We start from the raw sequence: 24259 nt of genomic DNA, 5'->3' as shown, positions 1-24259 counted from the left end.
GAATATGAAATATTTGTATTTAATCCCCCTGTTTTTTATCGCTGGTGCATTGACTTCTTGCGATAAATGGTTGGATGTAGAACCCAACTCCCAAATAAAGTCATCAGAGCTTTTTGAAACGGAAGCCGGATTTAAAGAAGCTTTAGCAGGTATCTATACGTTGATGACGGCAGAGAAACTCTATGGCAAGGATATGCAATATGGTATGCTGGGTGTCTTGTCACATGAGTGGTCTTCGTTTTCGGCTAACTATAACGAGGATGCTGCATTTGAGTATGGAAGCGCTACAGCGGAAGGTCGTATAACCAATATCTGGAACGGTTTATATCAGGCAATCAGTAATACGAATAACCTGATTAAAGCGATCGACGCCAAGGAACGGATCTTTAAAGGCGATAATTTTAAAATCATCAAAGGAGAGGCGTTCGCTCTTCGTGCATTTTTGCATTTTGAGCTGGTTCGTTTATTTGGTGCTGCCCCGACGGTGGATGCGAATAAACCTGCTATACCTTATGTGACGGAATATTCGGCAAAGCAAACAGCGCAGTCTTCGGTGAATGAGGTTTATAGTTTCATTTTAAAAGACTTGGAAGTAGCGAAAGACCTCCTGCAGGTCGATCCCATTTTTACGGGCAAGGAAGTAACGGAAATGGACGATAATGGCTATTTATTAAATAGACAACTGCATCTCAATTATTATGCTGTTGAAGCCCTTTTGGCACGTTTGTATTTTAATACAGGAAGCTACGAAAAGGCACGTATAGCAGCTAATAATGTCGTTAATTCAGCAAAATTCAGCTTTGCAACGCAGGCTAACATGTTGGCTGGAATAGATTTTACGGGAGCGCCGGAGCATATTTTTGGCTTGCAAATAAACAACCTACATCAATATGCTAATACATATCTCTCTCAGGAGGGGACGGGGATATTTTCCTTGAATTTAACCACCTTGAATACGTATTATGAAAGCAATACCAGTGATTACCGTTATGTATATCTTTTTGCCAGTGGAACGGGCGTAAATGCGAGTAACAAGTACCTGCGTAAATACAGTGAGCCCAATACGCAATTGCTTTACTATCGAAACAAAAGCGCGCTTCTCAAGCTTTCGGAGATGTATTTTATCCTTGCGGGAAGTAATCTCTTGGAAAATAAAAGTGTCGTAGAGCCTTTGAATAAAGTAAGACAGGCTCGCGGTGTATCGGCCATCACGGTCGCACCTACAGATCCTACCGCCTTATACATCAGTGAGTTTAGAAAGGAGTTCTTTGGCGAAGGCCAGTTGTTTCATTTATATAAACGGATGAATAGAAGTGCTATTACAGGAACAGATAAAGACCTGGTAGCGCTAAAGGCATATATCTTTCCAATACCGGTTGCTGAATATGAAGCGGCTAACCGTAACCCGAACCGTTAATATTAGAAAGTATGAAGAAAATAATATTTTTTGCCCTATCAGTAGGGCTACTATGGACCGGCTGCAAGCAAAACGATCTACGATATTTTGAAGAAGAAATACCCTTGTTGAGTGTGTGGTTAGGAACCAATACGATTGTGCAAGATAGCATCACCCATAATTTTGCCTACAGCCCAACAGATCAAGATGCAATCACCTTTAATTACCGTATTGTCGGTTTTCCGACAGACTATGACCGTACTTTTGAGCTTACAACGACGGATGAAGACGCCAAGCTATTGAACTTCACCTTTGGAACGTATAAGGTTCCGGCGGGTAAGCAGGAGGGCGATTTTGTTTTTCATGTCGATAAACCTAAAGATGAAAATCTCTTTAAGAATAAAGATCTCAAAGTTTCTTTTACGGTGAAGGAATCGACACTTTTTCAACCTTCTCCAAAGGACTATAGTAAGTTGAAAATCACATTTAAGAACGCCGTTACCAAACCGGACAATTGGGATAAAGCCGTATTACCGTATCTCCCTTTGGTCAACTTCTTTGGAGCTTATAGCGATGTCAAATACCGTTTTGTGATTCAGACTACAGGAAGGAGCAATTTTAGTGTGTATCGAACCGTAGTCGTTAATCCAGAATTACTGGCAAATACGATTACGGAGCTGCATGCCCAAGCACTGAAAAACCAATGTAAGATCGCCCTGGAACGGTACAATGCAGAACATGGAACGCCTCTTTTGGATGAAAACTTAAATCCAGTGGTCTTTCCATAATACTTAAAATACGAACTATTAAAACTATAGATATGAATAGAATTCTAAAAACCATGCTCTTGATCGTAAGTGCCTGCGTTCTGTACATTTCTTGCTATAAGGATAAAGGTAATTACGATTACCTGGATCTGGATCGCGCAGTAATCGATACTGCAAACCTTAACATCCTTGACGCATATGCTATTTATCGCTACGATGAACTACATATATCGCCTAAGATTATTTATCAAGGAGCCACCCTGAAATCCAAGGAAGAGGTAGCTGGTAAATTATCCTTTACCTGGGCCATATATCAGGCTACAGCGGGAGGGAAAGTTTATTCTAGGGATACGCTATCGACGGATATTACGCTTCAAAAGAAGATTGAGAAACCTGCTGGAAAGTGGATTGTCCTTTTAACGGTAAAGAATATGGAAACGCAGGTGGAAGAGTACATGAAGTTTGCCGTTCAGGTGGATGAGCAGCTATCTGACGGTTGGATGTTGTTGTACGAGAAAAATGGAAATACGGACGTGGGACTTATTGTCGACGATTGGTCCAAGAAAGGTGTAACCCAAAGCAGAATGTTTACCGACATGTTTCTGCAGTCTAATGGTTTCTCTTTAGCTGGAGAGCCACGTGCACTATTGCATTCTGCTGCCCCCTTGGCTTCAGCTGAAGTGTTGATAGCCTCTTCACAAGAAATTGTTGCGGTGGAGAAGTCTTCTTTCCAGGTTTTTTATCCTTTCGATAAACTTTTCTGGAATATCCAACGGGGGGGAGAGCTCAAATATGCGTCGGCCAGCAACCTACGTAAAGAGGTGGTCATTTATGACAATAAAGTACACACCGCAAACTTTGCGAGTGCCGGAACGAGTAGAGCAAACTATTTTGGTGCAGGCTATAATGGAACTTACGGTGATTTATCAGCTTGGTCAGCGACAGCCTTTGGTGCGAGCTTTGAGGCCGTGGTATATGATAAGACAGCAAAGAACTTTAAGAATGTGCCTGTATCAGGAACCAGTGTGCAGCCTTTTGTTGCACAGGCAACCACAGGGGCTTTTGATGTAAACAGTGTAGGCCTAGATCCTGAAGCATTCGATTGGGGACGCGGAAATGGAACGCCCAATGTGGCATATGAGTATAGTGTCATGAAGAATGCTTCACAGCGGTACTTGCTGGTAACTAATTTCACAAATGCCACGGCCAATCAGCTGGGGATAGGGAAGTACCCAGTCAATGGTATTGCATTGAATACCCCGGTGACCTCCTTAGCATCAGCTTTCGGTGGTAATTATGCACTACTTAGTACAGCGAAATCTCTGTATTTACATCGTTACATGCAAAATGGCGACGCAACGGTCGAGTGGACGGCACCTGCTGGTGAAGAGATTACCTGCGTCCGCTTACAGAAGTTTTTCTATAACCCACAGGTTGCTTTACTTTTCTTACCAAAACCAAACACTGTGGTATACGTCGCTACTTGGGATCCGAGTGCCGCAGTTGGAAAAGTATATGCTTATTTGATCGACCCGACAAATGGTACCATGGATAAGTCCAGCGAAAGAAAATACAGTGGGTTTGGTAAAATAAAGGAGATGGCCTACAAGTGGAACCTCTAAAAGAGAATATTAAAAGAATTATTATACATAAAAAGAGAGAAAATGAAAACAATGAAGTTATGGGCAGTACTCCTGCTATTTTTTCCGCTGCTATGTCTTGGACAGACAAAGAAAGTCAAAATAACAGGTGATTTTAAAAATATAGAAGGCGACTTCGATAAACTGTATCTATTTTATAAATATGATGGCAGCCAGTTTTTGGACAGTTCCAAATTGATAAATGGGAAGTATAGTTTTGAGTTTGATTTGGAGCAACCTGTACTGGTGCGTATTATCGTTTTTAAAGCTATCCCCGGTCGTCCCGGTGCAGGTATCAGCAATCCAGATAATACCTTATCTATTTACATCGAACCGGGCACCATGAAGTTGGTTAGTAAAGGTAAATTCTCGAATGTAGAAGTATCAGGTTCTAAAAGCCATTTTGAATACGATAAATTGAATAGCCTGGCTAGTGTATATCAATCTAAAGTGATGGACTTGATGCGCAAAGGACAAGATAAATCTTTATCAGATGACGAAAAGCAGAGCAATCAAGCCGAAATACGGAAGTTACAAACGGATCTTAAAGAGGAGGTTTTTGGTAAATACATTGCCGAAAATCCAACCTCGCCGATGCTTTTTTATGCACTGCAACGTTATGCTGGTGGCTCGCGTGAGGAGATGATGAAGGTGCTCGATATGTACAAGAAGCTTCCTGCAGATCAACGTGACTCGCCTGAAGGAATTGCTTTTGCGAAACGCTTGCAGGGACAGTTGGAGATTATGATTGGTAGCATAGCACCAGATTTTGCACAACATACACCGACAGGAGAGCTGGTCGCACTTTCTTCGACCCGTGGTAAGTATGTACTTCTTGATTTTTGGGCTAGTTGGTGTGGTCCATGCCGTAAAGAAAATCCACATGTTGTTCGTGCTTTTAATGAGTTTAAGGATAAGGGATTTACTGTCTTTGGGGTTTCATTGGATCGTGAAAGTGGAAAAGATAATTGGATTAAAGCGATTGCTGATGATGGCTTAGGGCAATGGACCAATGTGTCTGATCTCAAGTTTTGGAGTAATGAAGCCGCTTTGAAGTATGGCGTCACCGGGATCCCTCAAAATTATCTAATTGATCCCGAGGGTAAAATTATTGGAAAGAATTTGCGTGGGGAGGAATTGCATAAAACATTGGAAAAAATACTCAATAAGTAGTTTTTGCGATGCGGTAAATGATGAAAAGAGCTCCCGAAGGAGCTCTTTTTGTCTTATTCTTTTTTACCGAAGAGAGGGGGGCGCTTTCTTATTCGATTCGCTTAAATTCAAAAGATAACTGTAGACTATCTCCTGAGACTAAAGCTCTTATTTGGTCTCCATTTTTCCAGTACTTGATCAATTTTGGAAAATCTAACGTGTCATTTTTACATTCAAATTTATCGTCTTCTATGGTCGGTATTTTGAAGGATATAAACTCTTCTTCTTTAGGTGTTTTGACTAAGAAATTCCATTTTCCATTCGTTTCAATAATCTTCATTATCTCTTGGCTTATTGTATCACCATTTTGCAGAGTAAAGCCAACACCATAATATGTTGAATCGCTGGTTTTTTCCCAATTCTCAAAAGTAGTTCTGCCTGGTTTATCATTTATCCGCTGCCATTTACCTAGTAGCCAATCAAAGGGGGCAGATTTTTTTGTGTTACACATGGCGAAAGCGAAGACAGTTAGTAGGATAACAGTGAGTTTTAAAGTTGTTTTCATGTTGTAAATTAAAAGTTGGTACAGACAATTGAACATTAAGCTCTAGACCATTTTTCTGTTTTTCTTAACGTCAGTCCATCGTATTTAATCCTAAACTACGAAAAAGCCGATGTATTTTATGCTCGATTACCGCGCAGCCATCGTTATTCCATTGGATTTCTCTTGAAAGGAGGAAATCCATGAACCTGTTTTTTTGACATAAGTCAAAGTTTTTCCTATTAAACTCGCGGACATTTGCTGGTGAAATAAAATTCAAAGTAAATATCATGCGTGTAACATTAGAAAAAGGAAAAACTATAAATTTTTATCAAGCCCTCACACCAATTATTATATCGGTGTTTGGCGTGTATCTCACTATTGGAATTGCACTAGGCGTGTTGCCTAAATTTGTGCAGCAGAACCTCGGATTTGATTCCATTGTCGTGGGGTTGGTCATCGGATTACAATCGCTATCGACTTTGTTAACGCGTGCCTACTCGGGCAAGGTAACGGATACTAAAGGAGCGAAACAAAGTAAGATGACAGGTGTTGTCTTGGCTGTTGTTGCCGGAATCGCCTATGTAGCAGCTGTTCTCTTTCAGGGAAATAGCATATTGGCTTTAGTATTACTGCTGTTAGCCCGTATCATACATGGTGTGGGTGAAAGCTTTTTGGTTACGGGAGCTTTAACCTGGGGAATTGGTTTGGTCGGGCCTTCCAACTCCGGTAAAGTAATGACCTGGAATGGTATTGCCATGTATGCTGGTATTGCTATTGGCGCGCCATTAAGTATCTGGTTGACCGGCGCCTATGGCGCGTTGACGGCCTTCGTGCTCATTTTGTTATTGCCATTCGTGAGCTGGTTTTCTTCGATTAAGCTGCCGGCAATTGCTGTAGAGAAAGACTTTGTGCGCACGCCGTTTTACAAAGTGATTGGTGCCATTTCGGGACAGGGGATGAGCTTGGCCTTATCTTCGATGGCTTTCGGCTGTATGGCTTCTTTTATTGCACTTTTCTTTACACAGAACAACTGGGGGGATGCCTCTATGGCCTTTATTGCCTTTGGTATCTGTTATGTACTAACGCGTATCTTTTTTGCGTCCTTCCCGGATCGCTTTGGCGGATATCGAATTGCCTTTATTTCGTTGCTAATCGAGATTGTAGGTCAGCTCCTCATCTGGACATCCTCCAGTAAAGAACTGGCGATTATTGGATGTGGGCTTACGGGGATTGGATTTTCATTGGTATTTCCAGCGCTTGGGGTATTGGCAATTCAGAAGGTGAAACCACAAATGCGAGGTACCGCATTGGGGGCATATGCTGCTTTTGTGGATTTATCTTTAGGTCTGGCAGGACCGATTGCAGGGTTGATTGCGGGTTGGTTTGATTATCAAACCGTGTACCTGTTCGGTGCGATCAGCTGTGCGCTATCTGTTGTTGTATTGATGTTTAATAAAAAGTAAGAACGATATGGAGGATAATTTAAGGCCGTTCGGAGAAACACCGGAGCAACGAATAGCAGCAGCAATAGATGCGTTGAAAAAGGGGCATGGAATTTTGTTGGTTGACGATGCCGACCGTGAAAATGAAGGTGATCTTATTTTTTCGGCAGAGAAGATGAGACACGATGATATGGCGTTGATGATTCGCTATTGTAGCGGTATTGTATGTCTATGTTTGACGCAAGAGAAGGCCGATGCATTGGAATTGCCTTATATGGTGAGGGATAATTCGAGTCTGTTTCAAACACCGTTTACCATATCTATTGATGCACGCGTAGGGGCAACGACAGGGCTATCGGCAGCAGACCGAATTGCGACGATTCAAGCTGCAATAGCGGATACAGCCAAACCAACGGATTTGGTACGTCCTGGGCATATCTTTCCACTGAGAGCACATCCAGATGGCGTTTTGGCACGGAATGGTCATACGGAAGGAAGCATAGATCTAATGAAGCTTGCTGGTTTGCAGCCGACATCGGTGTTGTGTGAACTGATGAATGATGATGGAACAATGGCACGTTTGCCTGAGGTCATGGCTTTTGCTACGGCGCATAATATGCCTGTTCTATCGATTGCAGATATTGTCGCATATCGAAGCTCCATAGCAGGTATAGAAAATAAACCTCAAGTGATGGACGTTGTATAATTAAGGAGTTTAAAGGATGAATGAAACAAAAAAGATACGGTCTTTATTTACCGTTAAAGATAAAATACAGCTGACTCCCCATATGATTCGAGTGATTTTTCATCTGTCGGATGAGCACGTCGAATTACTCGCTGGGGTACGTGCGGGGTCTAACAATAAACTATTTGTGCCGCAGAAAAAGAACGACAAGGAAATGGGAGACATGGTCATGCGAACTTATACAAACCGTGTCATTGATTTCGTGAACCGCGAGCTATGGATTGACTTCGTAGCGCATGGGGAGAATGGACCGGCTGGGGCTTGGGCGATGCACGCTGTACCTGGGGATATGCTGGAGGTCGGTATGAAAGAAAGTGTAAGACCGCTTGTGCCTGAAGCAAAATCGTACTTGCTCGTTGGGGATGCAACGGCATTGCCTGTAATTCGTGCTATTTTAGAACAATTACCGGCAGCGACGGAGGTTGAAGTAATTATGGAAGTACATGGTACGGCCGATGAAGCATATTTGGCGGATATGAATGATACACGAATCCATTGGCTGCATAATCCGGAACCAGAGCAGGGGAGTAAGCTAGCGGAGGTGGTCGAACGCTACGATATTCTGAATACCGACCCGAGCCGGTTTATATACGTTGCAGCGGAGTATAATACGGCTAAGGTATTGCGTGAATATTTTCGAGGAATAGCGAACAGGGAAGCTTCGAGTATGTATATCACATCGTACTGGAAGGCAGGAGAAGCCGAGGATGAGTCAAGTGCAAGGCGTAAGGAGGATAAGTAAAAGCTTCACATTCTTTTTTATTACTACATTTGCCACGAACAGGAGTTTAGGTAAATGGAAGAATTAGCAGCATATATCAGAAATCAAATAGCGGTAACCGATGCAGAGCTAACAACTATCTTGTCGTACTTTAAACCTTTAAAGGTGAAAAAGAACGAGCTATTGTTGTCTAATGGAGATACCAGTCAACGAACTTTCTTTGTCTTAAAGGGGTGTTTACGAATATTTTTTGTTGGAGATGATGGGCAGGATTCTACGCGATACTTTGCGTTTGAAAATCAATTTGCTACGGCTTTAATGAGTTTTATCACCGGACAGCCTGCGGAAGAATGTGTACAGGCGGTCGAAGAGAGTGAGATATTATATATATCACATCATAATTTTTATGAACTGTTAGCTCTTGTGCCCGCTTGGGAAGCTTTTTACCGGAAGTACCTGGAGCGTGCTTATGTGACGAACACGAAACGACTTATGTCGATGTATGTGCAGGATGCATTGTCGAAATATCGCCAATTGCTCGCTGACGATCCCATTATTGTGCAACGTCTTTCCAATAGGATTGTAGCGTCTTACCTCGGGATTTCGCAGGAAACACTGAGTCGGTTAAAGTCAAAACGGTAGGTCATAATTACTTGATAATATATTTTGTTATATCAATCGTTCTCCGTATGTTTGCATTCACAAATTTAAAGGGCACGAAAGGAGGTATATAATAGCATGATTATCGTAAATGTAAAAGAAGGAGAATCTTTAGACAGAGCGTTGAAACGTTTCAAAAAGAAATTCGAGAAAACTGGTGTGTTGCGCGAACTACGTTCACGTCAAGCATACGAGAAGAAATCCGTAACTCGTCGTACCCAAGTGAAAAAAGCGATTTACAAACAAGGATTGAACCAAGAAACGGTTTAATTTATAGAAGTACGTTGTACTTTGTATAAAATATAAAAGAGAGATGTTTATAACATCTCTCTTTTTTTGTGTTGGATATAGGCATAAAAAAAAGAGATACAAAACTTTGTCTCTCTTTTTTTTGCAGGCTACTGGACTGGAGCCTCTTCTAAACGACCAACGACTATCTACCCACCTAACTACTTGCTGTATGTTGTTACGACCTTGCTTACTTTCCAGCCGTCCTCACAGTGGTTAAGTGTTATGTAATCGATTCGGGTGAATTTTTCAAATTTCATGATAGCTTTAGCAACACAAGCAGTTCCACTTTCATCCATGATTTCATGTGTTGTTTCGCAATTGTATTGTAAACCTTTATTTGCTTTTAAGAAATCGGTGTATTGCTTTTTGTTGAACTTGTCGTTGTTGCTGGAGTTGCGGTACTCAAAATCGTCTGCAAAAAGGTGCTTGTTGAAATCTGTATTGCCAAGTGTAATCGCTTCGACATAGGTCGATAGAATACGGGCTGAATTAAGATTTTTTAGCGGATTAGCTGTGCTAGATGCAAATGAACTAAATGACATGGTCATAATCATTGCTGCGATAAGGGTTGTTACTGTTCTTTTCATGGTTTCTAAGTTTTTAAATGTTTTTAGTGTTTTATACTGATAATATCTTCGTTACTGCTTTATTGATGACTCAAAGGTAATGTGGTTGTCGTGGCTGCGAAACGGTAAATAGACCAATGCAGGACTTTTTTCGGTGAAAACCAATTTTTTTTCGGTGAATGAGTGTGTCATATTTTCGAGATAAGTAAAGTTATTTTCTTTCTTGTAGGTGTATATCTGAAAAGTAGACGATGAAAGGGTGTGGATGGTTGCGTTGGTGGTATGAAAAAAGTCTTGCTGTTTGGATGTTATAGTATTCTTGTTGCCTCTTTTGCCACCACTGTAAATCTTATTATTTTAAACGTAATCGTCATCCCGAACGAGCATGAGCATGCGAGGAGGGGATCTAGGGACAATGTTTTTTGGGACTGTTGTAACGGTGTAGTTAGTTAACCTGTACAGTTGATAGATATCTCCTGTCGTCGATATGACGTTTAAGGTAGTAGCCTTTTTGTAGTCTTGTCGGCTGTTTTACACTTCCTTTTCGTCATCCCGAACGAGCATACGAGGAGGGATCTACGACAATGTTTTTAAGGACTGTTTTTACAGTGCAGTTAGTTAACCTGTACAATTGATAGATATCTCCCATCGTCGATATGACGTTTAAGGTAGTAGCCCTTTTGTAGTCTTCTCGGCTGTTTTAAACGTAATCGTCATCCCGAACGAGCATGCGAGGAGGGGGCTACGGACAATGTTTTTAGGACTGTTGTAATGGTGCAGTTAGTTCACCTCTACAATTGATAGATATGTCCTGTCGTCGATATGACGTTTAAGGTATTAGACTTTTTGTAATCTTCTCGGCTGTTTTACACTTCCTATTCGTCATCCCGAACGAGCATACGAGGAGGGATCTACGACAATGTTTTTAAGGACTGTTTTTACAGTGCAGTTAGTTAACCTGTACAATTGATAGATATCTCCCGTCGTCGATATGACGTTTAAGGTAGTAGCCCTTTTGTAGTCTTCTCGGCTGTTTTAAACGTAATCGTCATCCCGAACGAGCATGCGAGGAGGGATTTACGACAATGTTTTAAAGATTGTTTTTACAGTGTGGTTAGTTCACCTGTACAGTTGATAGATATCTCCTGTCGTCGATATGATGTTTAAGGTATTAGACTTTTGTAGTCTTCTCGGTTGTTTTATTCTTTCTTTTCGTCATCCCGAACGAGCATGCGAGGAGGGATCTACGACAATGTTTTAAAGATTGTTTTTACAGTGCAGTTAGTTAACCTGTACAGTTGATAGATATCTCCTGTGGTCGATATGACGTTTGAGGTATTAGACTTTTTGTAGTCTTCTAGGCTGTTTTACACTTTCTATTCGTCATCCCGAACGAGCATGCGAGGAGTGATCTACGACAATGTTTTTCGACATTCTCTTTCTCTCAATTCTCGTCTGAACTAGTGTTACGTGACCAATGGTCTGCAAAATACTTTGGATTCGGACAATATCGTATAGAAAGGACTAGTTTAATTTCAATTTTTGTATTTTGAGGTAAAACGTAGAAGATGGAAAGAGGAGGATGTATTTATATAATGACCGATATTAATAGGGGCACACTATATATCGGTGTCACATCAGATTTGTTATTTCGTGTGAGAGAACATAGGACAAAAGCTTATCAGAAATCTTTTACATCAAGATATAACCTTACGGTATGTGTATACTACGAATTTTATTCGTCTATTGAAGAGGCAATTAATAGAGAAAAAGAATTGAAAGGATGGAGACGTGAGAAAAAGAATAAGTTGATTAATGAATCAAACCCAAGTTGGAATGACTTGTGGCAAGATATAGAAAATTGGTAATCGTCAAGTAAAGGTTAGTTAGTTAACCTGTACAGTTGATAGATATCTCCTGTCGTCGATATGACGTTTTAAGTTGGTAGCCCTTTTGCAGTCTTCTCGGCTGTTTTAAACGTAATCGTCATCCCGAACGAGCATGCGAGGAGGGATCTACGGACAATGTTTTTAAGAACTATTGTTACAGTGTAGTTAGTTAACCTTGTACAGTTGATAGATATCTCCTGTCGTCGATATGACGTTCTAAGTTGGTAGCCCTTTTGCAGTCTTCCCGGCTGTTTTAGACGTAATCGTCATCCCGAACGAGCATGCGAGGAGGGATCTATGACAATGTTTTAAAGATTGTTGTAACGGTGTAGTTAGTTAACCTTCTACAATTGATAGATATCTCCTGTCGTCGATATGACGTTTTAAGTTGGTAGCCCTTTTGCCGTCTTCTCGGCTGTTTTAAATGTAATCGTCATCCCGAACGAGCACGCGAGGAGGGATCTACGGACAATGTTTTAAGGACTGTTGTAACGGTGCAGTTAGTTAACCTGTACAGTTGATAGATATCTCCTGTAGTCGATATGACGTTTTAAGTTGGTAGCCCTTTTGCCGTCTTCTCGGCTGTTTTAAACGTAATCGTCATCCCGAACGAGCATGCGAGGAGGGATCTACGGACAATGTTTTAAAGATTGTTTTTACAGTGTGGTTAATTAACCTTGCACAGTTGATAGATATCTCCTGTCGTCGATATGACGTTTAAGGTATTAGTCTTTTTGTAGTCTTCTCGGCTGTTTTATGCTTCCTTTTCGTCATCCCGAACGAGCATACGAGGAGGGATCTACGGACAATGTTTTTTTGGACTGTTGTAACGGTGTAGTTAGTTCACCTGTATAATTGATAGATATCTCCTGTCGTCGATATGACGTTTTAAGTTGGTAGTCCTTTTGTAATCTTCTCGGCTGTTTTACACTTCCTATTCGTCATCCCGAACGAGCATACGAGGAGGGATCTATGACAACGTTTTAAAGATTGTTGTAACGGTTTAGTTAGTTCACCTGTACAGTTGATAGATATCTCCTGTCGTCGATATGACGTTTAAGGTATTAGACTTTTTGTAGTCTTCTCGGCTGTTTTACACTTCCTATTCTGTACAGTTGATAGCTATCTCCTGTCGTCGATATGACGTATAGGGGGATTCCATTTCCTTGTTGACTTGACGGTTATCTTCTAAGTCGATATAACGATTATACAGTCCGTTCATCAACCTCCATACTCTTAAAAAAAATGCCTAATTTTGCGGCATGAAGAAGATGTATAACGATTTGGTTGATCTTTTGCCCGATTTGATTTCGAGCTTTACCAATCATACGCTGTTTGATGTGTTAGAGGAAGATGATCTTATTTCTTTTGTTCCCATCACAGACGCAGCGGTAGGACAGGAGATGGTCGATCAAACCAATACAGTATTAGCGGCATTTTTTGAGGTTGACCCCGCCGAAGAGCAATGCTATGAAGCGAGCGCATATAACCACAAAGAAGATAACCCTGTTCTTTTTTGGAAAGATTACCTCGGTTGCTTTTACGACTTTGAATTGGTCGAAGAATTCTTAGACGACAAAACCTTTGCGGGTACAAGCTTTGGAACGTACCGTGTGGTCAAGATAGCCTTTATCAATGAGGTTAATCAACGTATAAAAAAGAGACGTCTTAACGGTGTCCGTCTGGAGTACAAGGTAAAAGCAACGCCGTTGGATAGCAATAAGCATTGGAACAGAACATATGATAAAGACTTTTAATCTATAAAAAAAGCGAGCCGAGGCTCGCTTTTTTTATGACTTATATATTCTATTTGTGCGATTCGCACCAAACTCTAGCATTTACAAAAGCCGCTAACCATGGGGTAACCTCATCCTGACGACCTGCCGGGTAATTAGCCCAGTTCCACTGGAACGTAGAACGCTCAATATGCGGCATCGTAACCAAGTGACGTCCCGTTTTATCACACATCATCGCTGTATTAAAGTCTGAACCATTCGGGTTATGCGGGTATTCTGCATAAGCATACTTCGCTACAATATCGTATTGATCTTCTGATTGCGGTAACTTGAATTTTCCTTCACCATGCGAGATCCAAACACCAAGCGTGCTACCTGCCAACGTTTTCAACATCACCGAATTGTTCTCCTGTACCTTTACAGAAACAAAGTTCGATTCGTGTTTTTGTGAGGTGTTATGTAGCATTTTTCCGTGTACCGCATGATCCGGGTTAATTAACTCCAATTCCATAAACAGCTGACAACCATTACAGATACCTACCGATAATGTGTCCGGACGAGCAAAGAAATTATCCAATGCCTTTTTAGCCTGTCCATTATAAAGGAAAGCACCAGCCCAACCTTTTGCCGAGCCAAGAACATCCGAGTTCGAGAAGCCCCCTACAGCACCAATAAACTGAATATCTTCCAACGTTTCACGGCCTGAGATAAGATCGGTCATGTGTACATCCTTCACATCAAATCCAGCTAAGTACATCGCATTCGCCATCTCGCGCTCCGAGTTAGATCCTTTTTCACGGATGATCGCTGCTTTAGGGCGTGCACCTGTATGTTTTGGAAGCTTACCATCAAAAGATGTTGGGAAAACATAATTCAATGGTTGGTTTTTATAATTCTCAAAACGCGCTTTCGCCATACCATTTTTGGATTGTTTGGTATCCAATAAGTAAGAGGTTTCAAACCATACATCACGCGTCTCGTTTACATTAAATACAAACGAATCTTCGTTGTTGACGATCGTAACATCAGCTCCTGTTGTCGCTTGGCCAATTTTTATCGCTTCGATACCCGCTTGCGCAAAAGCCGCTTCAAAAGTGCGGTCCTCTTTCGCTTGTAGTACAACCGCAATATTCTCGTTAAATAAAGCTTTTACGGAATCACTTTCATTTAAGCCTGAAAGATCATATTGTGCCGCTAAATTTACATCAGCAAACGTCATCTCCAAAAGAGAAGTAACTAAACCACCAGAACCCACATCATGTCCTGCAGCCACTTGGCCGTCTAGGATCAACTGTTGAATCGTGTTGAAAGCCGTTTTGAAATATGCTGCATCCTGGATAGTCGGTACTTCGTTTCCGATCTTATTATTGATCTGTGCGAAAGAAGAACCACCGAGCTTAAAGGTATCTTTAGACAGGTTGATGTAATAGATTGAACCAGCCTCTTTCGATAATACAGGTTCAACTACTTTATTGATATCTGTACAGTTACCGCCAGCAGAAATAATCAATGTTCCCGGTGCGATTACATTTTCGCCATTAGGATACTTCTGTTTCATCGACAACGAATCCTTTCCTGTCGGAATATTGATACCTAAAGCGATCGCAAAATCAGAACATCCTTTAACGGCTTCATACAAACGTGCATCTTCACCTTCGTTATTACAAGCCCACATCCAGTTAGCCGACAAAGAGACGCCTGCCAATCCGTTTTTGATAGGAGCAAAAACAATATTTGATAACGCTTCCGCGATAGCATTGCGTGATCCCGCAGTCGGGTCAACCAATGCCGTCAATGGTGAGTGTCCAACCGAGGTCGCAATACCTTCAGTCGATTTATAATCTAGCGCCATGACCCCAACGTTGTTCAATGGTAATTGTAACGGACCAGCACATTGTTGCTTCGCTACACGACCACCCACACAACGGTCAACTTTATTTGTTAACCAATCCTTCGCGGCAACAGCTTCTAGTTTTAGAACCTGTGCAACATATGTTGGTACATTTTTAACATCATAAGAAAGGCCTGCATAATTATAAGCCACCTTCTTGTCGTTCATAATCGTCTTCGGCGAAGACCCAAAGAAGTCCGCTAAATCGTAATCCATCGGTTTTACTCCGGATGACTTCGATTGGAACGTAAATCTGTGGTCACCTGTTACGTCACCCACTGTGTACATTGGCGCGCGTTCACGATCGGCAACAACCTGTAGCTGCTCGATATCACGTTCCGCAATCACCAAGCCCATACGTTCTTGGGATTCATTACCAATAATTTCTTTCGCAGAAAGGGTAGGGTCACCCACGGGTAGTTTATCCATATCAATCAGACCACCAGTCTCTTCAACTAGCTCAGATAAACAGTTAAGGTGGCCACCTGCACCGTGGTCATGGATGGAAACGATTGGATTATTATCTGACTCTACAAATGCACGGATAGCATTTGCAGCACGTTTCTGCATCTCTGGATTTGAACGCTGGATCGCATTTAGCTCAATGCCCGAGCCAAAAGCACCAGTATCTGCCGAAGAAACAGCAGCACCGCCCATCCCGATTCGGTAGTTCTCACCACCCAGGATAACTATTTTATCACCCGTTTTAGGCGTATGTTTTTTCGCTTGGTCTAATTTACCGTAACCAATACCGCCAGCTTGCATGATCACTTTATCGTAACCCAGCTTGCGGCCATTCTCTTCGTGCTCAAATGTTAATACAGAACCCGTAATCAACGGCTGTCCAAACTTATTTCCAAAATCGGAAGCTCCGTTCGACGCTTTGATCAAAATGTCCATCGGTGTTTGGTAAAGCCATGCACGCTCATCCATTGCTTTTTCCCAAGGACGTTCCTCGTTCAAGCGCGAATAAGCCGTCATGTAGATCGCTGTTCCTGCTAAAGGAAGCGATCCCTGTCCGCCAGCCAGACGGTCGCGGATCTCACCCCCCGAACCTGTAGCCGCACCCGAAAAAGGTTCAACAGTCGTTGGGAAGTTGTGTGTTTCAGCCTTTACAGAGATAACGGAGTCAAACTCCTTCTCTACATAGAAATCAGGCTTATCACCTGTTTTCGGTGCAAATTGTGTCACACGAGGGCCTTTAATAAAAGCCACGTTATCTTTATATGCAGAAACGATCTCATTTGGATTCGTTTCCGATGTTTTCTTAATTAGCTTGAAAAGTGATGTAGGTTGCTCTTCACCATCGATAACGAATGTACCGTTGAAAATTTTGTGACGGCAGTGCTCAGAATTGGCCTGTGAAAAAGCAAAAACTTCAGAATCTGTCAATGGACGCCCAATTTTAACGGATAGGTTGTTTAGGTATTCTACCTCCTCCGCGTTCAGCGCCAAACCTTCTTGCGTATTGTACGCCGCAATATCCAATACATCCTGAATGGCCTCAGGTGCGATATTGATGGTGTACAAATCTTGTGTTAATGCATCAAACTTCTGCGAAATCATAGGGTCAAAGTCGCTGTAGTCAGCTGCTACTTTTTCGAACTCTTCGATACGGATAATACCTTGTATACCCATGTTTTGCGTTATTTCAACTGCATTGGTACTCCAAGGTGTAACCATGGCAGCACGTGGGCCTACATAATATTCTGTAAGGGTTTGTTCATTCAGCTTTTTAGCGTTGCCAAAGAGCCAGTTTAATTTCGAAATATCTTCAGGAGATAGGTCTTGTTGCGTTTGCACACCGTAAACGATGTTGCTGGGGTTCACAAAGAAATGAATCATTAGATACTATTGTGTTTTAAACGTTCTTCTAATCAAAGCACAAAAATACGCAATATTTTACTATTCAACGAGCTAATAATATGTTATTATGTATATTTTAATTTATTAACAAATAGCTGACTTTTGGCCTATTCATTTCGTGACAAAATTCTATCTTTGTGCATTAAAACAATTTTGAGATGAATATTTCCTACAATTGGCTTAAGAATTATATAGAGACGGATAAAACCCCAGAAGAGCTTTCCTTGATATTGACGAATGTTGGTTTGGAGGTAGAGGTATTGGAAACAGTGCAAAGCATTCCTGGTGGTTTAGATGGCCTAGTTGTGGGTGAGGTAAAAACCTGCGCACAGCACCCCAATGCAGATAAGTTGAAAGTTACGACGGTCGATGTTGGGCAACCTGAGCTTTTACATATTGTATGTGGCGCACCCAATGTGCGTGAAGGATTAAAGGTTATCGTGGCGACGGTAGGCACAACCTGTCACCCGACAAGCGGTGAGCCGTTTAAGATTACCAAATCTAAGATTCGTGGCGAAGTATCCGAAGGGATGCTTTGTGGTGAGGATGAAATCGGTCTTGGTTCTTCGCACGCTGGAATCGTTGAATTGCGTGAAGATGCAGTCGTTGGCTCCCTCGTAAAGGATTATTATAACATAAAGGACGATTACCGCTATGAAATCGGACTTACACCAAACCGTGCCGATGCGGCTTCTCACCTTGGCGTTGCACGCGATATGGCGGCTTATTTCCGAAAACCATACACGTTGACGGATGTATCCACTTTTAAAGCAGGCGATAAGCAACATACGGCTGTGCAAGTCGACAACACGGCAGCAGCACCACGATATTCTGGCGTTAATATTTCGGGTGTTACCGTGGGCGAATCTCCGGATTGGCTGAAAGAAAAATTAAACGTAATCGGCATTCGTCCGATCAATAATATTGTTGATATCACGAACTATATCTTACACGATTTAGGTCAACCGTTACATGCGTTTGATTTAAGTAAGATAGCTGATAATAAGGTTGTTGTACGTTTAGCAAAAGAAGGCGAATTATTCGTTACCTTGGATGGCGTAGAGCGTAAACTTACAGCAGAAGATTTAGTGATTGCGGATGCGGAAAAACCGATGTGTATTGCTGGTGTATTTGGTGGTCAGCATTCTGGCGTAAGCGAAACAACGACAGATATTTTCCTGGAGTCGGCATACTTTAATGCCGTTTCGGTGCGTAAAACATCGAAGCGCTTAGGGTTGAAAACAGACTCTTCCTTCCGTTATGAGCGTGGTACCGATCCAAATATAACGGTGTATGCCTTGCAGAAAGCGGCGCTCTTGATTCAAGAGGTTGCTGGAGGTGTTGTTTCTTCTGTGGTAACGGATATATATGAAAGTCCGGTTGCGCCATTTACATTTACGGTAAACTACGGTCGTGTACAAAAACTTATCGGAAAGGATATTCCAGCAGAAGAAATTCGTGCGATCATCGTTTCGCTTGGTATTGAAGTCGTAAAAGAAGATGCGCAGGAGCTGGTCGTTAATGTACCGCCATACAAAGTGGATGTAACACGTGAGGTGGATGTTATTGAAGAAGTTCTTCGTATCTATGGGTACAATAATATTGAACTTAAATCGCAGATCAAAGCTTCATTAAATACAAGTGAGAAGCCAGATAAAGAGGTTGTTCTGAATCAGGTTGCTGATTTACTGATCGCTAATGGTTACCGTGAAATCTTGAACAACTCGTTAACAAAGCTATCTTTTGTTGACGATGAAGAGACGGCTGTACGTTTGGTTAATCCGTTGAGTTCGGATTTAGATACCATGCGTCAAAACCTGTTGTTCTCTGCATTGACTTCTGTTTCTTACAACCAGAAGCGTAAAAGCCCAGATGCGAAGTATTTTGAATATGGTAAAACGTATTTCAGAACAGCAGAAGGGTATCAGGAAAAGCAAAATATGGCGCTTTGTATTGCCGGACATCAAGTGGAAGGTCAATGGAACGTGGCGGATAAGAAAACAAATTTCTACCATATTAAAGCTGCTGTTGATACGATTGTAAGACGCTTGAATATTCAAGGTTTACAAACGGTAGAAGCTGATAATCGTTATTTCGATTACGGGTTGACGTATATGAAAGGGCAGAAGGCCTTGGTTACATTTGGTGCGGTATCGGCATCTAATTTGAAAAAAGCAGATGTTGACGGCGCTGTTTTCTTTGCGGAGTTTGATTGGGATCTTGTTATCAAGACGATCCGTAAGAATGTGATCAAGTTTCAGGAAGTTTCCAAATTCCCTGCGGTAAGCCGAGATTTAGCGCTTTTGGTTGACGATGCTATTACCTTTGAGCAGTTGAAAACTATTGCGATAAAGACGGATCGCAAGCTTTTGAAAGACGTTAATATCTTCGATGTATACAAGGGAGATAAGCTGCCGGAAGGTAAAAAATCCTATGCGTTGAACTTTGTGCTTCAAGACGAGGAAAAAACGTTGAATGACAAACAAATTGAAACGATTATTAAAAAATTAATTCTTAACTTTGAGAAGGAGACTGGTGCTTCGGTGCGCTAGTTTTTAAGTAAGAAATAAATTAATTGCGAGAGATTATATGGCGACACTATCTTCACAAATGAATGTTATCGTTGAGAAAACGAAAAATCTTATTCAATTGTGCGAGGCTCTTCAAGAAGAGAATGATCTGCTGAAGTTGGAAGTTCAATCCCTTCAGGTAGCCTTTCAGACAAGCACTGATAAAAGTCATCAGTTGGAGGAAAAGCTTAAGGCTATGGCAGTTGCGAAAACTTTGGATGAGTCGGACGTAGATAGAGACGCAATAAATGAAAAAATACTTGACACAAAACAAAAAATTAACGATTTTGTGCGAGAAATAGACAAATGTATAGGCTTGTTGAGGTAGGTATAGGATTAGGGAAAAGTCTATAAAGGTTATTTAAGCTCGAAAAAAAATGGGAGAGATTTCCATAAAAATAAATATCGCAGACCGTGTTTACCCGTTACGGGTAACAACGGAAGAGGAAGAAGTAATTCGACATGCTGCGAAATTGATAAATGAAAAAATAAAGGAATTGCAGGACAATTATGCAGTTCGCGATAAGCAGGATCTGCTTTCGATGTGTGTATTGCAGTATGCAACGGGCATGATCAAAGCGGAACGCAATGCGCAACAAAGCGAAGAAGGCTTAGAAGATCGCGTTCATGAACTGGATAACTTGCTAAACGATTTCTTTAGAAAATAACATATCGTTCTTTATTATTAGAGCTTTATAACGACGAATTTGCCGCAATTAAATTCGGGTTGTCACTATTTTAAACTTAACGCTTCAATATCACGAGCGAACAAAGATGTAGGCCATTTTGCGTAAGCCATCTAGGTCACGATCAATTGCTCAAATCATGTGTAATCGAAGTTTAATAATACATGGGACCTGTATATTTAATTGCGGTTTTTTTTTACGGCAATTCTTCAATAAAGCTATACTAACCTTCTATAGCTTACACACTATAATTGAAGATGCAAATGACGCCCCGAGGGTTTGATTAAAAGGTGTAAAATATTATAAACAAATAGATAAAAATGGAGTTAACAACAATAATTTCGATCATAATTTCGCTTATTGTCGGAGTGATTATTGGACGTTACTTGCTACAAATGTTATTCAAAAAGCAGGAACAGTCCGCCCGAGAGAAAGCAGATAGTATAATTAAAGACGCAGAGCAACAAGGAGAGCACTATAAAAAACAACGTGCCTTAGAAGCAAAAGAGAAATTCTTGCAGCTGAAAGGAGAACACGAAAAAGAGGTTAATCAACGGAATAACAGTATTGTTCAGAAAGAGAATTCTATTCGCCAGAAAGAGCAATCGGTGAACCAGAAAATGGAAAACCTGAATCGCGAAAAGCAAGATCTGGACGCGAAGAATAAAAAGCTCGATCAGTTAGTAGAGGTCAACGAGAAGAAAAAGGAAGAAGTAGAGCAACTGAAAAATCAGCACATCAAGCAATTAGAAAGCATTGCTGGTTTGTCTGCTGATGAAGCAAAAGAACAATTAGTTAGTTCATTACGTGAAGAAGCGCGCTCTCAAGCGGTAATTCAGATTAAAGATATCGTAGATGAAGCGAAGCTTACAGCCTCTAAAGAAGCGAAGAAAGTCGTTATTCAAACCATTCAACGTACCGCTACCGAGTCGGCTATTGAAAATACAGTTTCTATTTTTAATATAGAGAATGACGAGATCAAAGGTCGTATCATTGGTCGTGAAGGACGTAATATTCGTGCGTTGGAAGCTGCTACAGGTGTAGAGATCATTGTAGATGATACACCGGAAGCAATTATCCTTTCTGGATTTGATCCGGTACGTCGCGAGATCGCTCGTTTATCGTTGCACCGTTTGGTGACGGACGGACGTATTCACCCGGCGCGTATTGAAGAGGTCGTAGCAAAAACACGTACACAGATTGAAGACGAAATTGTTGAAATCGGTGAACGTACAGCTATTGATTTAGGTATTCATGGTTTACACCCGGAGTTGATCCGTATGGTAGGTCGTATGCGCTACCGTTCATCTTATGGTCAGAACTTATTACAACACTCGCGTGAGGTAGCAAATTTTGCAGCAACGATGGCGGCAGAGTTAGGCTTAAACGTGAAGCTAGCGAAACGTGCCGGATTACTACACGATATTGGTAAAGTGCCTGATGATAACCCGGAATTGCCACACGCAATCTTAGGTATGCAGCTTGCAGAGAAATATAAAGAACACCCTGAGGTATGTAATGCAATTGGTGCCCACCACGATGAAATCGAGATGACTTCGTTGATTTCACCTGTTGTACAAGCCTGTGATGCGATTTCTGGAGCACGTCCTGGAGCGCGTCGTGAGGTGGTAGAGAGCTATATCAAACGCTTGAAAGAGCTGGAAGAGCTAGCGCTATCTTACCCAGGAGTAGAGAAAACATTCGCTATTCAAGCAGGACGTGAACTTCGCGTCGTGGTTGAATCAGAGAAAGTGTCGGATGCACAGGCAGAGATTCTGGCAGCAGATATCTCTAACCGTATCCAAACAGAGATGACGTATCCGGGACAGATTAAAGTAACGGTTATCCGCGAAACAAGATCTGTTTCTTACGCAAAATAAATAATAAGCATATTGTACAAAAAAACTCAAGCCATAAGCTTGAGTTTTTTTGTTTTTTACTTAATTGAAAACTTAATATTAACATAACCTTGTAGCTTTATCTTTGTGGTGTGAATCGCAGCCATACCAACCTTGAACCTCACTATCTGGTTCGTTTTAAAGACGGAGATCCAGCGGCATTCACTTATTTTTTTAATACCTATTGGGAGGAGCTGTATACAGTCGCTTATCGACATTTACGGGATACTGACCAATCCAAAGATATTGTTCAGGAAGTCTATATACATATCTGGGAAAAACGTCATTTGCTCAAGGACGATTATACTACCTTACGCCCATACCTACATAAAGCCGTTAAAAATAAAGTACTCAATTATTATGCAACGGAGCGTGTACGTAAAGAAGTCCTGGACAATATGTTCGCACGTATGGATGTGCTCCAGCTATTAGATACAGGATCCCTCGCACATTACCAAGCCTTAGAAGTAGTGGTAGACAAAGCGGTTGCTAGATTACCCAAATTAATGCAAGCCGTATACCTGATGCGGAGTGATAACCACTCGATCCAACAGATTGCAAAAGACCTGAACCTGGCAGAACAAACGGTTAAAAATTACTTATCCGACGCTAAGAAAATCCTAAAGAAAGAACTTACCCAACGGTTTAATGAGCAAGATACCATGACCGTTATGTTTATTACCACCGTCACGCTTCATCATTTCTTAACATAAACAAAATGGTTTCTTAAAGTACTTTCGGTCGTTTCACCTGTAATAGTATCAAAATAACAGCATACTGGTGAAATTAGAAAAGTTCAAAGAGATCATACGGCAATATCAAACAGGTATCCTGCCTGATATACAAAAGAAAAATGTGGATCGTTGGTTCGATCATATTTCAGAAGATGAAATCCCTCCATTTAAGAGCAACGAAGAACGACTTCGCATGCAGGCTGAAATCTGGGCAAAAATGCCAGTGGAATTCCAGCAGCAGCATAAAAATACACGTCTTATTAAGATGCGACGCTGGGTCAGCGCTGCGGCGGCTATAGTCGTTCTCGGTCTATCTGGAAGTTTATTTTTTCGGACCGAACTACGAAACTTGTTCCATCTACAAGAAAATCAGCCCCCTTTGTTGACCGAGTTTTCAACGCCCATTGGTAAGCTACAGAAATTACAACTACCAGATAGTTCTACTATTTTTCTCAATGGAAATGCGAAAGTACGTTTTGACTCGAAGAATTTTAAGAACAAACGTCAAATCTATTTGGATCAGGGAGAAGCTTTTTTCGCAGTTAAACGAGATAGTCTACATCCATTTTCTATTAAAGTTGGAAAGCTAGGGGTAGAAGTATTGGGTACCTCTTTCAATATAAACCATTCGATTTCAGCGAAACAGATAACGATTGATGTCAAGACAGGGCGGGTACGCGTCGATGGCGGTAAACCCGATCATACTTACCTGTTGACGGCAGGCAAGGGGTTACATTATAACGAGACCAATGCCACATTCCAACCTTTTGACAGTAATCCACAGTACAGTAATGTTTGGATCGAAGGGGGGATTTTTCTCAATGGAGCTACCTTTGAGGAGTTGAGCGAATTGCTCTATAACCGGTATGGCGTAGTTTTAAAATACGACACACAGGATACCAAAGCATTTAGTTATTCACTGCTTATACCACAAGTTCAGTCCGTAGATCAGTTGCTACAGATGATCTGTAATATTCACCAGTTAAAGTTCAGGAGGACCCAAAATGAAGTAACACTATACCCGTAGAGCGAATTAAGAAAAAGAGGTCGCGACGCAAGCTGTTA

The 24259-nt window shown here is 41.4% G+C and carries 20 protein-coding genes; 17 read left to right on the top strand and 3 right to left on the bottom strand.

The features are described from left to right. The first annotated feature begins 4 nt into the window (after positions 1 to 4). Genes E2P86_RS11360 through E2P86_RS11345 form a run of 4 tightly spaced genes read left to right on the top strand, consistent with a single transcriptional unit; the run spans position 5 to position 4976 of the window. Entirely contained in the window at positions 5 to 1417 is a 1413-nt protein-coding gene (locus E2P86_RS11360) for a RagB/SusD family nutrient uptake outer membrane protein (RefSeq protein ID WP_166785193.1), read from the top strand. A gap of 11 nt (positions 1418 to 1428) precedes the next feature. Then, a complete protein-coding gene (locus E2P86_RS11355) occupies positions 1429 to 2184 on the top strand; it encodes a DUF4843 domain-containing protein (RefSeq protein ID WP_134433085.1) in 756 nt (251 codons plus the stop codon). Between the two features lie 32 nt (positions 2185 to 2216). Beyond that, complete coding sequence (locus E2P86_RS11350) at positions 2217 to 3785, top strand: PKD-like family lipoprotein (RefSeq protein WP_134433083.1); 1569 nt, start codon at positions 2217 to 2219, stop codon at positions 3783 to 3785. 42 nt (positions 3786 to 3827) lie between these two features. Further along, positions 3828 to 4976, top strand: coding sequence for a TlpA disulfide reductase family protein (locus E2P86_RS11345; protein WP_134433081.1), 1149 nt, complete (start codon positions 3828 to 3830; stop codon positions 4974 to 4976). A gap of 88 nt (positions 4977 to 5064) precedes the next feature. Here E2P86_RS11345 and E2P86_RS11340 read toward each other — a convergent pair whose 3' ends face one another. After that, positions 5065 to 5520: a DUF6265 family protein gene (locus tag E2P86_RS11340; protein ID WP_134433079.1), complete on the bottom strand. Its 456-nt coding sequence runs from the start codon at positions 5518 to 5520 to the stop codon at positions 5065 to 5067. Positions 5521 to 5786: 266 nt separating this feature from the next. Here E2P86_RS11340 and E2P86_RS11335 point away from each other — a divergent pair, with 266 nt between their 5' ends. The 5 genes from E2P86_RS11335 (at position 5787) to rpsU (ending at position 9337) form a co-directional block, all read left to right on the top strand. After that, a complete protein-coding gene (locus E2P86_RS11335) occupies positions 5787 to 6962 on the top strand; it encodes an MFS transporter (protein ID WP_134433077.1) in 1176 nt (391 codons plus the stop codon). Positions 6963 to 6969: 7 nt separating this feature from the next. After that, positions 6970 to 7647, top strand: coding sequence for a 3,4-dihydroxy-2-butanone-4-phosphate synthase (ribB, locus tag E2P86_RS11330; protein WP_134433075.1), 678 nt, complete (start codon positions 6970 to 6972; stop codon positions 7645 to 7647). Between the two features lie 16 nt (positions 7648 to 7663). Continuing rightward, complete coding sequence (locus E2P86_RS11325) at positions 7664 to 8428, top strand: siderophore-interacting protein (RefSeq protein WP_134433073.1); 765 nt, start codon at positions 7664 to 7666, stop codon at positions 8426 to 8428. Positions 8429 to 8482: 54 nt separating this feature from the next. Further along, a complete protein-coding gene (locus E2P86_RS11320) occupies positions 8483 to 9049 on the top strand; it encodes a Crp/Fnr family transcriptional regulator (RefSeq protein ID WP_085471503.1) in 567 nt (188 codons plus the stop codon). A gap of 96 nt (positions 9050 to 9145) precedes the next feature. Further along, positions 9146 to 9337 (top strand): 30S ribosomal protein S21, encoded by a 192-nt coding sequence (rpsU, locus tag E2P86_RS11315; protein ID WP_085471504.1) that lies wholly within the window; start codon positions 9146 to 9148, stop codon positions 9335 to 9337. 179 nt (positions 9338 to 9516) lie between these two features. On the opposite strand, the gene E2P86_RS11310 is transcribed toward rpsU, so the two are convergent. Next, the gene (locus E2P86_RS11310) at positions 9517 to 9945 is read right to left on the bottom strand and encodes a nuclear transport factor 2 family protein (protein ID WP_134433071.1); all 429 of its coding nucleotides are present in this window, start codon (positions 9943 to 9945) and stop codon (positions 9517 to 9519) included. Positions 9946 to 11492: 1547 nt separating this feature from the next. Here E2P86_RS11310 and E2P86_RS11305 point away from each other — a divergent pair. Together E2P86_RS11305 and E2P86_RS11300 are read left to right on the top strand one after the other, a co-directional pair. After that, on the top strand, positions 11493 to 11792 hold the full coding sequence (locus E2P86_RS11305) for a GIY-YIG nuclease family protein (protein WP_134433069.1): 300 nt from the start codon (positions 11493 to 11495) through the stop codon (positions 11790 to 11792). Between the two features lie 1283 nt (positions 11793 to 13075). Further along, positions 13076 to 13570 carry a hypothetical protein gene (locus tag E2P86_RS11300; protein WP_134433067.1) on the top strand — a complete coding sequence of 165 codons (495 nt, stop codon included), beginning with the start codon at positions 13076 to 13078 and terminating at the stop codon, positions 13568 to 13570. Positions 13571 to 13619: 49 nt separating this feature from the next. Here E2P86_RS11300 and purL read toward each other — a convergent pair whose 3' ends face one another. Next, positions 13620 to 17285: a phosphoribosylformylglycinamidine synthase gene (gene purL / locus E2P86_RS11295; RefSeq protein WP_134433065.1), complete on the bottom strand. Its 3666-nt coding sequence runs from the start codon at positions 17283 to 17285 to the stop codon at positions 13620 to 13622. Positions 17286 to 17464: 179 nt separating this feature from the next. On the opposite strand from purL, the gene pheT reads away from it, so the two are divergent. The 6 genes from pheT (at position 17465) to E2P86_RS11265 (ending at position 24221) form a co-directional block, all read left to right on the top strand. After that, the gene (gene pheT / locus E2P86_RS11290) at positions 17465 to 19858 is read left to right on the top strand and encodes a phenylalanine--tRNA ligase subunit beta (RefSeq protein WP_134433063.1); all 2394 of its coding nucleotides are present in this window, start codon (positions 17465 to 17467) and stop codon (positions 19856 to 19858) included. A 37-nt stretch (positions 19859 to 19895) separates the two neighbouring features. Next, entirely contained in the window at positions 19896 to 20204 is a 309-nt protein-coding gene (locus tag E2P86_RS11285) for a hypothetical protein (protein ID WP_085471509.1), read from the top strand. Between the two features lie 49 nt (positions 20205 to 20253). Next, positions 20254 to 20544 carry a cell division protein ZapA gene (locus E2P86_RS11280; RefSeq protein ID WP_085471510.1) on the top strand — a complete coding sequence of 97 codons (291 nt, stop codon included), beginning with the start codon at positions 20254 to 20256 and terminating at the stop codon, positions 20542 to 20544. A gap of 338 nt (positions 20545 to 20882) precedes the next feature. Continuing rightward, a complete protein-coding gene (gene rny / locus E2P86_RS11275; protein ID WP_085471511.1) occupies positions 20883 to 22442 on the top strand; it encodes a ribonuclease Y in 1560 nt (519 codons plus the stop codon). Positions 22443 to 22552: 110 nt separating this feature from the next. After that, positions 22553 to 23173, top strand: coding sequence for an RNA polymerase sigma factor (locus E2P86_RS11270; RefSeq protein WP_134433062.1), 621 nt, complete (start codon positions 22553 to 22555; stop codon positions 23171 to 23173). A gap of 67 nt (positions 23174 to 23240) precedes the next feature. Further along, entirely contained in the window at positions 23241 to 24221 is a 981-nt protein-coding gene (locus E2P86_RS11265) for a FecR family protein (RefSeq protein WP_134433060.1), read from the top strand. Positions 24222 to 24259: the final 38 nt, after the last annotated feature.

Origin of the sequence: Sphingobacterium psychroaquaticum, assembly GCF_004421025.1 — a bacterium.
In the GTDB taxonomy this organism is placed as follows: Bacteria; Bacteroidota; Bacteroidia; order Sphingobacteriales; family Sphingobacteriaceae; genus Sphingobacterium; species Sphingobacterium psychroaquaticum.
This window is presented reverse-complemented; position numbering and strand designations above follow the sequence as displayed.

Bases quoted from the DNA above. Each gene is read 5' to 3' on its own strand.
- E2P86_RS11310 (WP_134433071.1), bottom strand. From the start codon at position 9,945: ATGAAAAGAACAGTAACAACCCTTATCGCAGCAATGATTATGACCATG.
- E2P86_RS11280 (WP_085471510.1), top strand. From the start codon at position 20,254: ATGGGAGAGATTTCCATAAAAATAAATATCGCAGACCGTGTTTACCCG.
- E2P86_RS11345 (WP_134433081.1), top strand. From the start codon at position 3,828: ATGAAAACAATGAAGTTATGGGCAGTACTCCTGCTATTTTTTCCGCTG.
- E2P86_RS11355 (WP_134433085.1), top strand. From the start codon at position 1,429: ATGAAGAAAATAATATTTTTTGCCCTATCAGTAGGGCTACTATGGACC.
- E2P86_RS11335 (WP_134433077.1), top strand. From the start codon at position 5,787: ATGCGTGTAACATTAGAAAAAGGAAAAACTATAAATTTTTATCAAGCC.
- E2P86_RS11285 (WP_085471509.1), top strand. From the start codon at position 19,896: ATGGCGACACTATCTTCACAAATGAATGTTATCGTTGAGAAAACGAAA.
- E2P86_RS11350 (WP_134433083.1), top strand. From the start codon at position 2,217: ATGAATAGAATTCTAAAAACCATGCTCTTGATCGTAAGTGCCTGCGTT.
- E2P86_RS11360 (WP_166785193.1), top strand. From the start codon at position 5: ATGAAATATTTGTATTTAATCCCCCTGTTTTTTATCGCTGGTGCATTG.
- E2P86_RS11320 (WP_085471503.1), top strand. From the start codon at position 8,483: ATGGAAGAATTAGCAGCATATATCAGAAATCAAATAGCGGTAACCGAT.
- rpsU (WP_085471504.1), top strand. From the start codon at position 9,146: ATGATTATCGTAAATGTAAAAGAAGGAGAATCTTTAGACAGAGCGTTG.
- purL (WP_134433065.1), bottom strand. From the start codon at position 17,285: ATGATTCATTTCTTTGTGAACCCCAGCAACATCGTTTACGGTGTGCAA.
- E2P86_RS11325 (WP_134433073.1), top strand. From the start codon at position 7,664: ATGAATGAAACAAAAAAGATACGGTCTTTATTTACCGTTAAAGATAAA.
- ribB (WP_134433075.1), top strand. From the start codon at position 6,970: ATGGAGGATAATTTAAGGCCGTTCGGAGAAACACCGGAGCAACGAATA.
- E2P86_RS11300 (WP_134433067.1), top strand. From the start codon at position 13,076: ATGAAGAAGATGTATAACGATTTGGTTGATCTTTTGCCCGATTTGATT.
- rny (WP_085471511.1), top strand. From the start codon at position 20,883: ATGGAGTTAACAACAATAATTTCGATCATAATTTCGCTTATTGTCGGA.
- E2P86_RS11340 (WP_134433079.1), bottom strand. From the start codon at position 5,520: ATGAAAACAACTTTAAAACTCACTGTTATCCTACTAACTGTCTTCGCT.
- pheT (WP_134433063.1), top strand. From the start codon at position 17,465: ATGAATATTTCCTACAATTGGCTTAAGAATTATATAGAGACGGATAAA.
- E2P86_RS11305 (WP_134433069.1), top strand. From the start codon at position 11,493: ATGGAAAGAGGAGGATGTATTTATATAATGACCGATATTAATAGGGGC.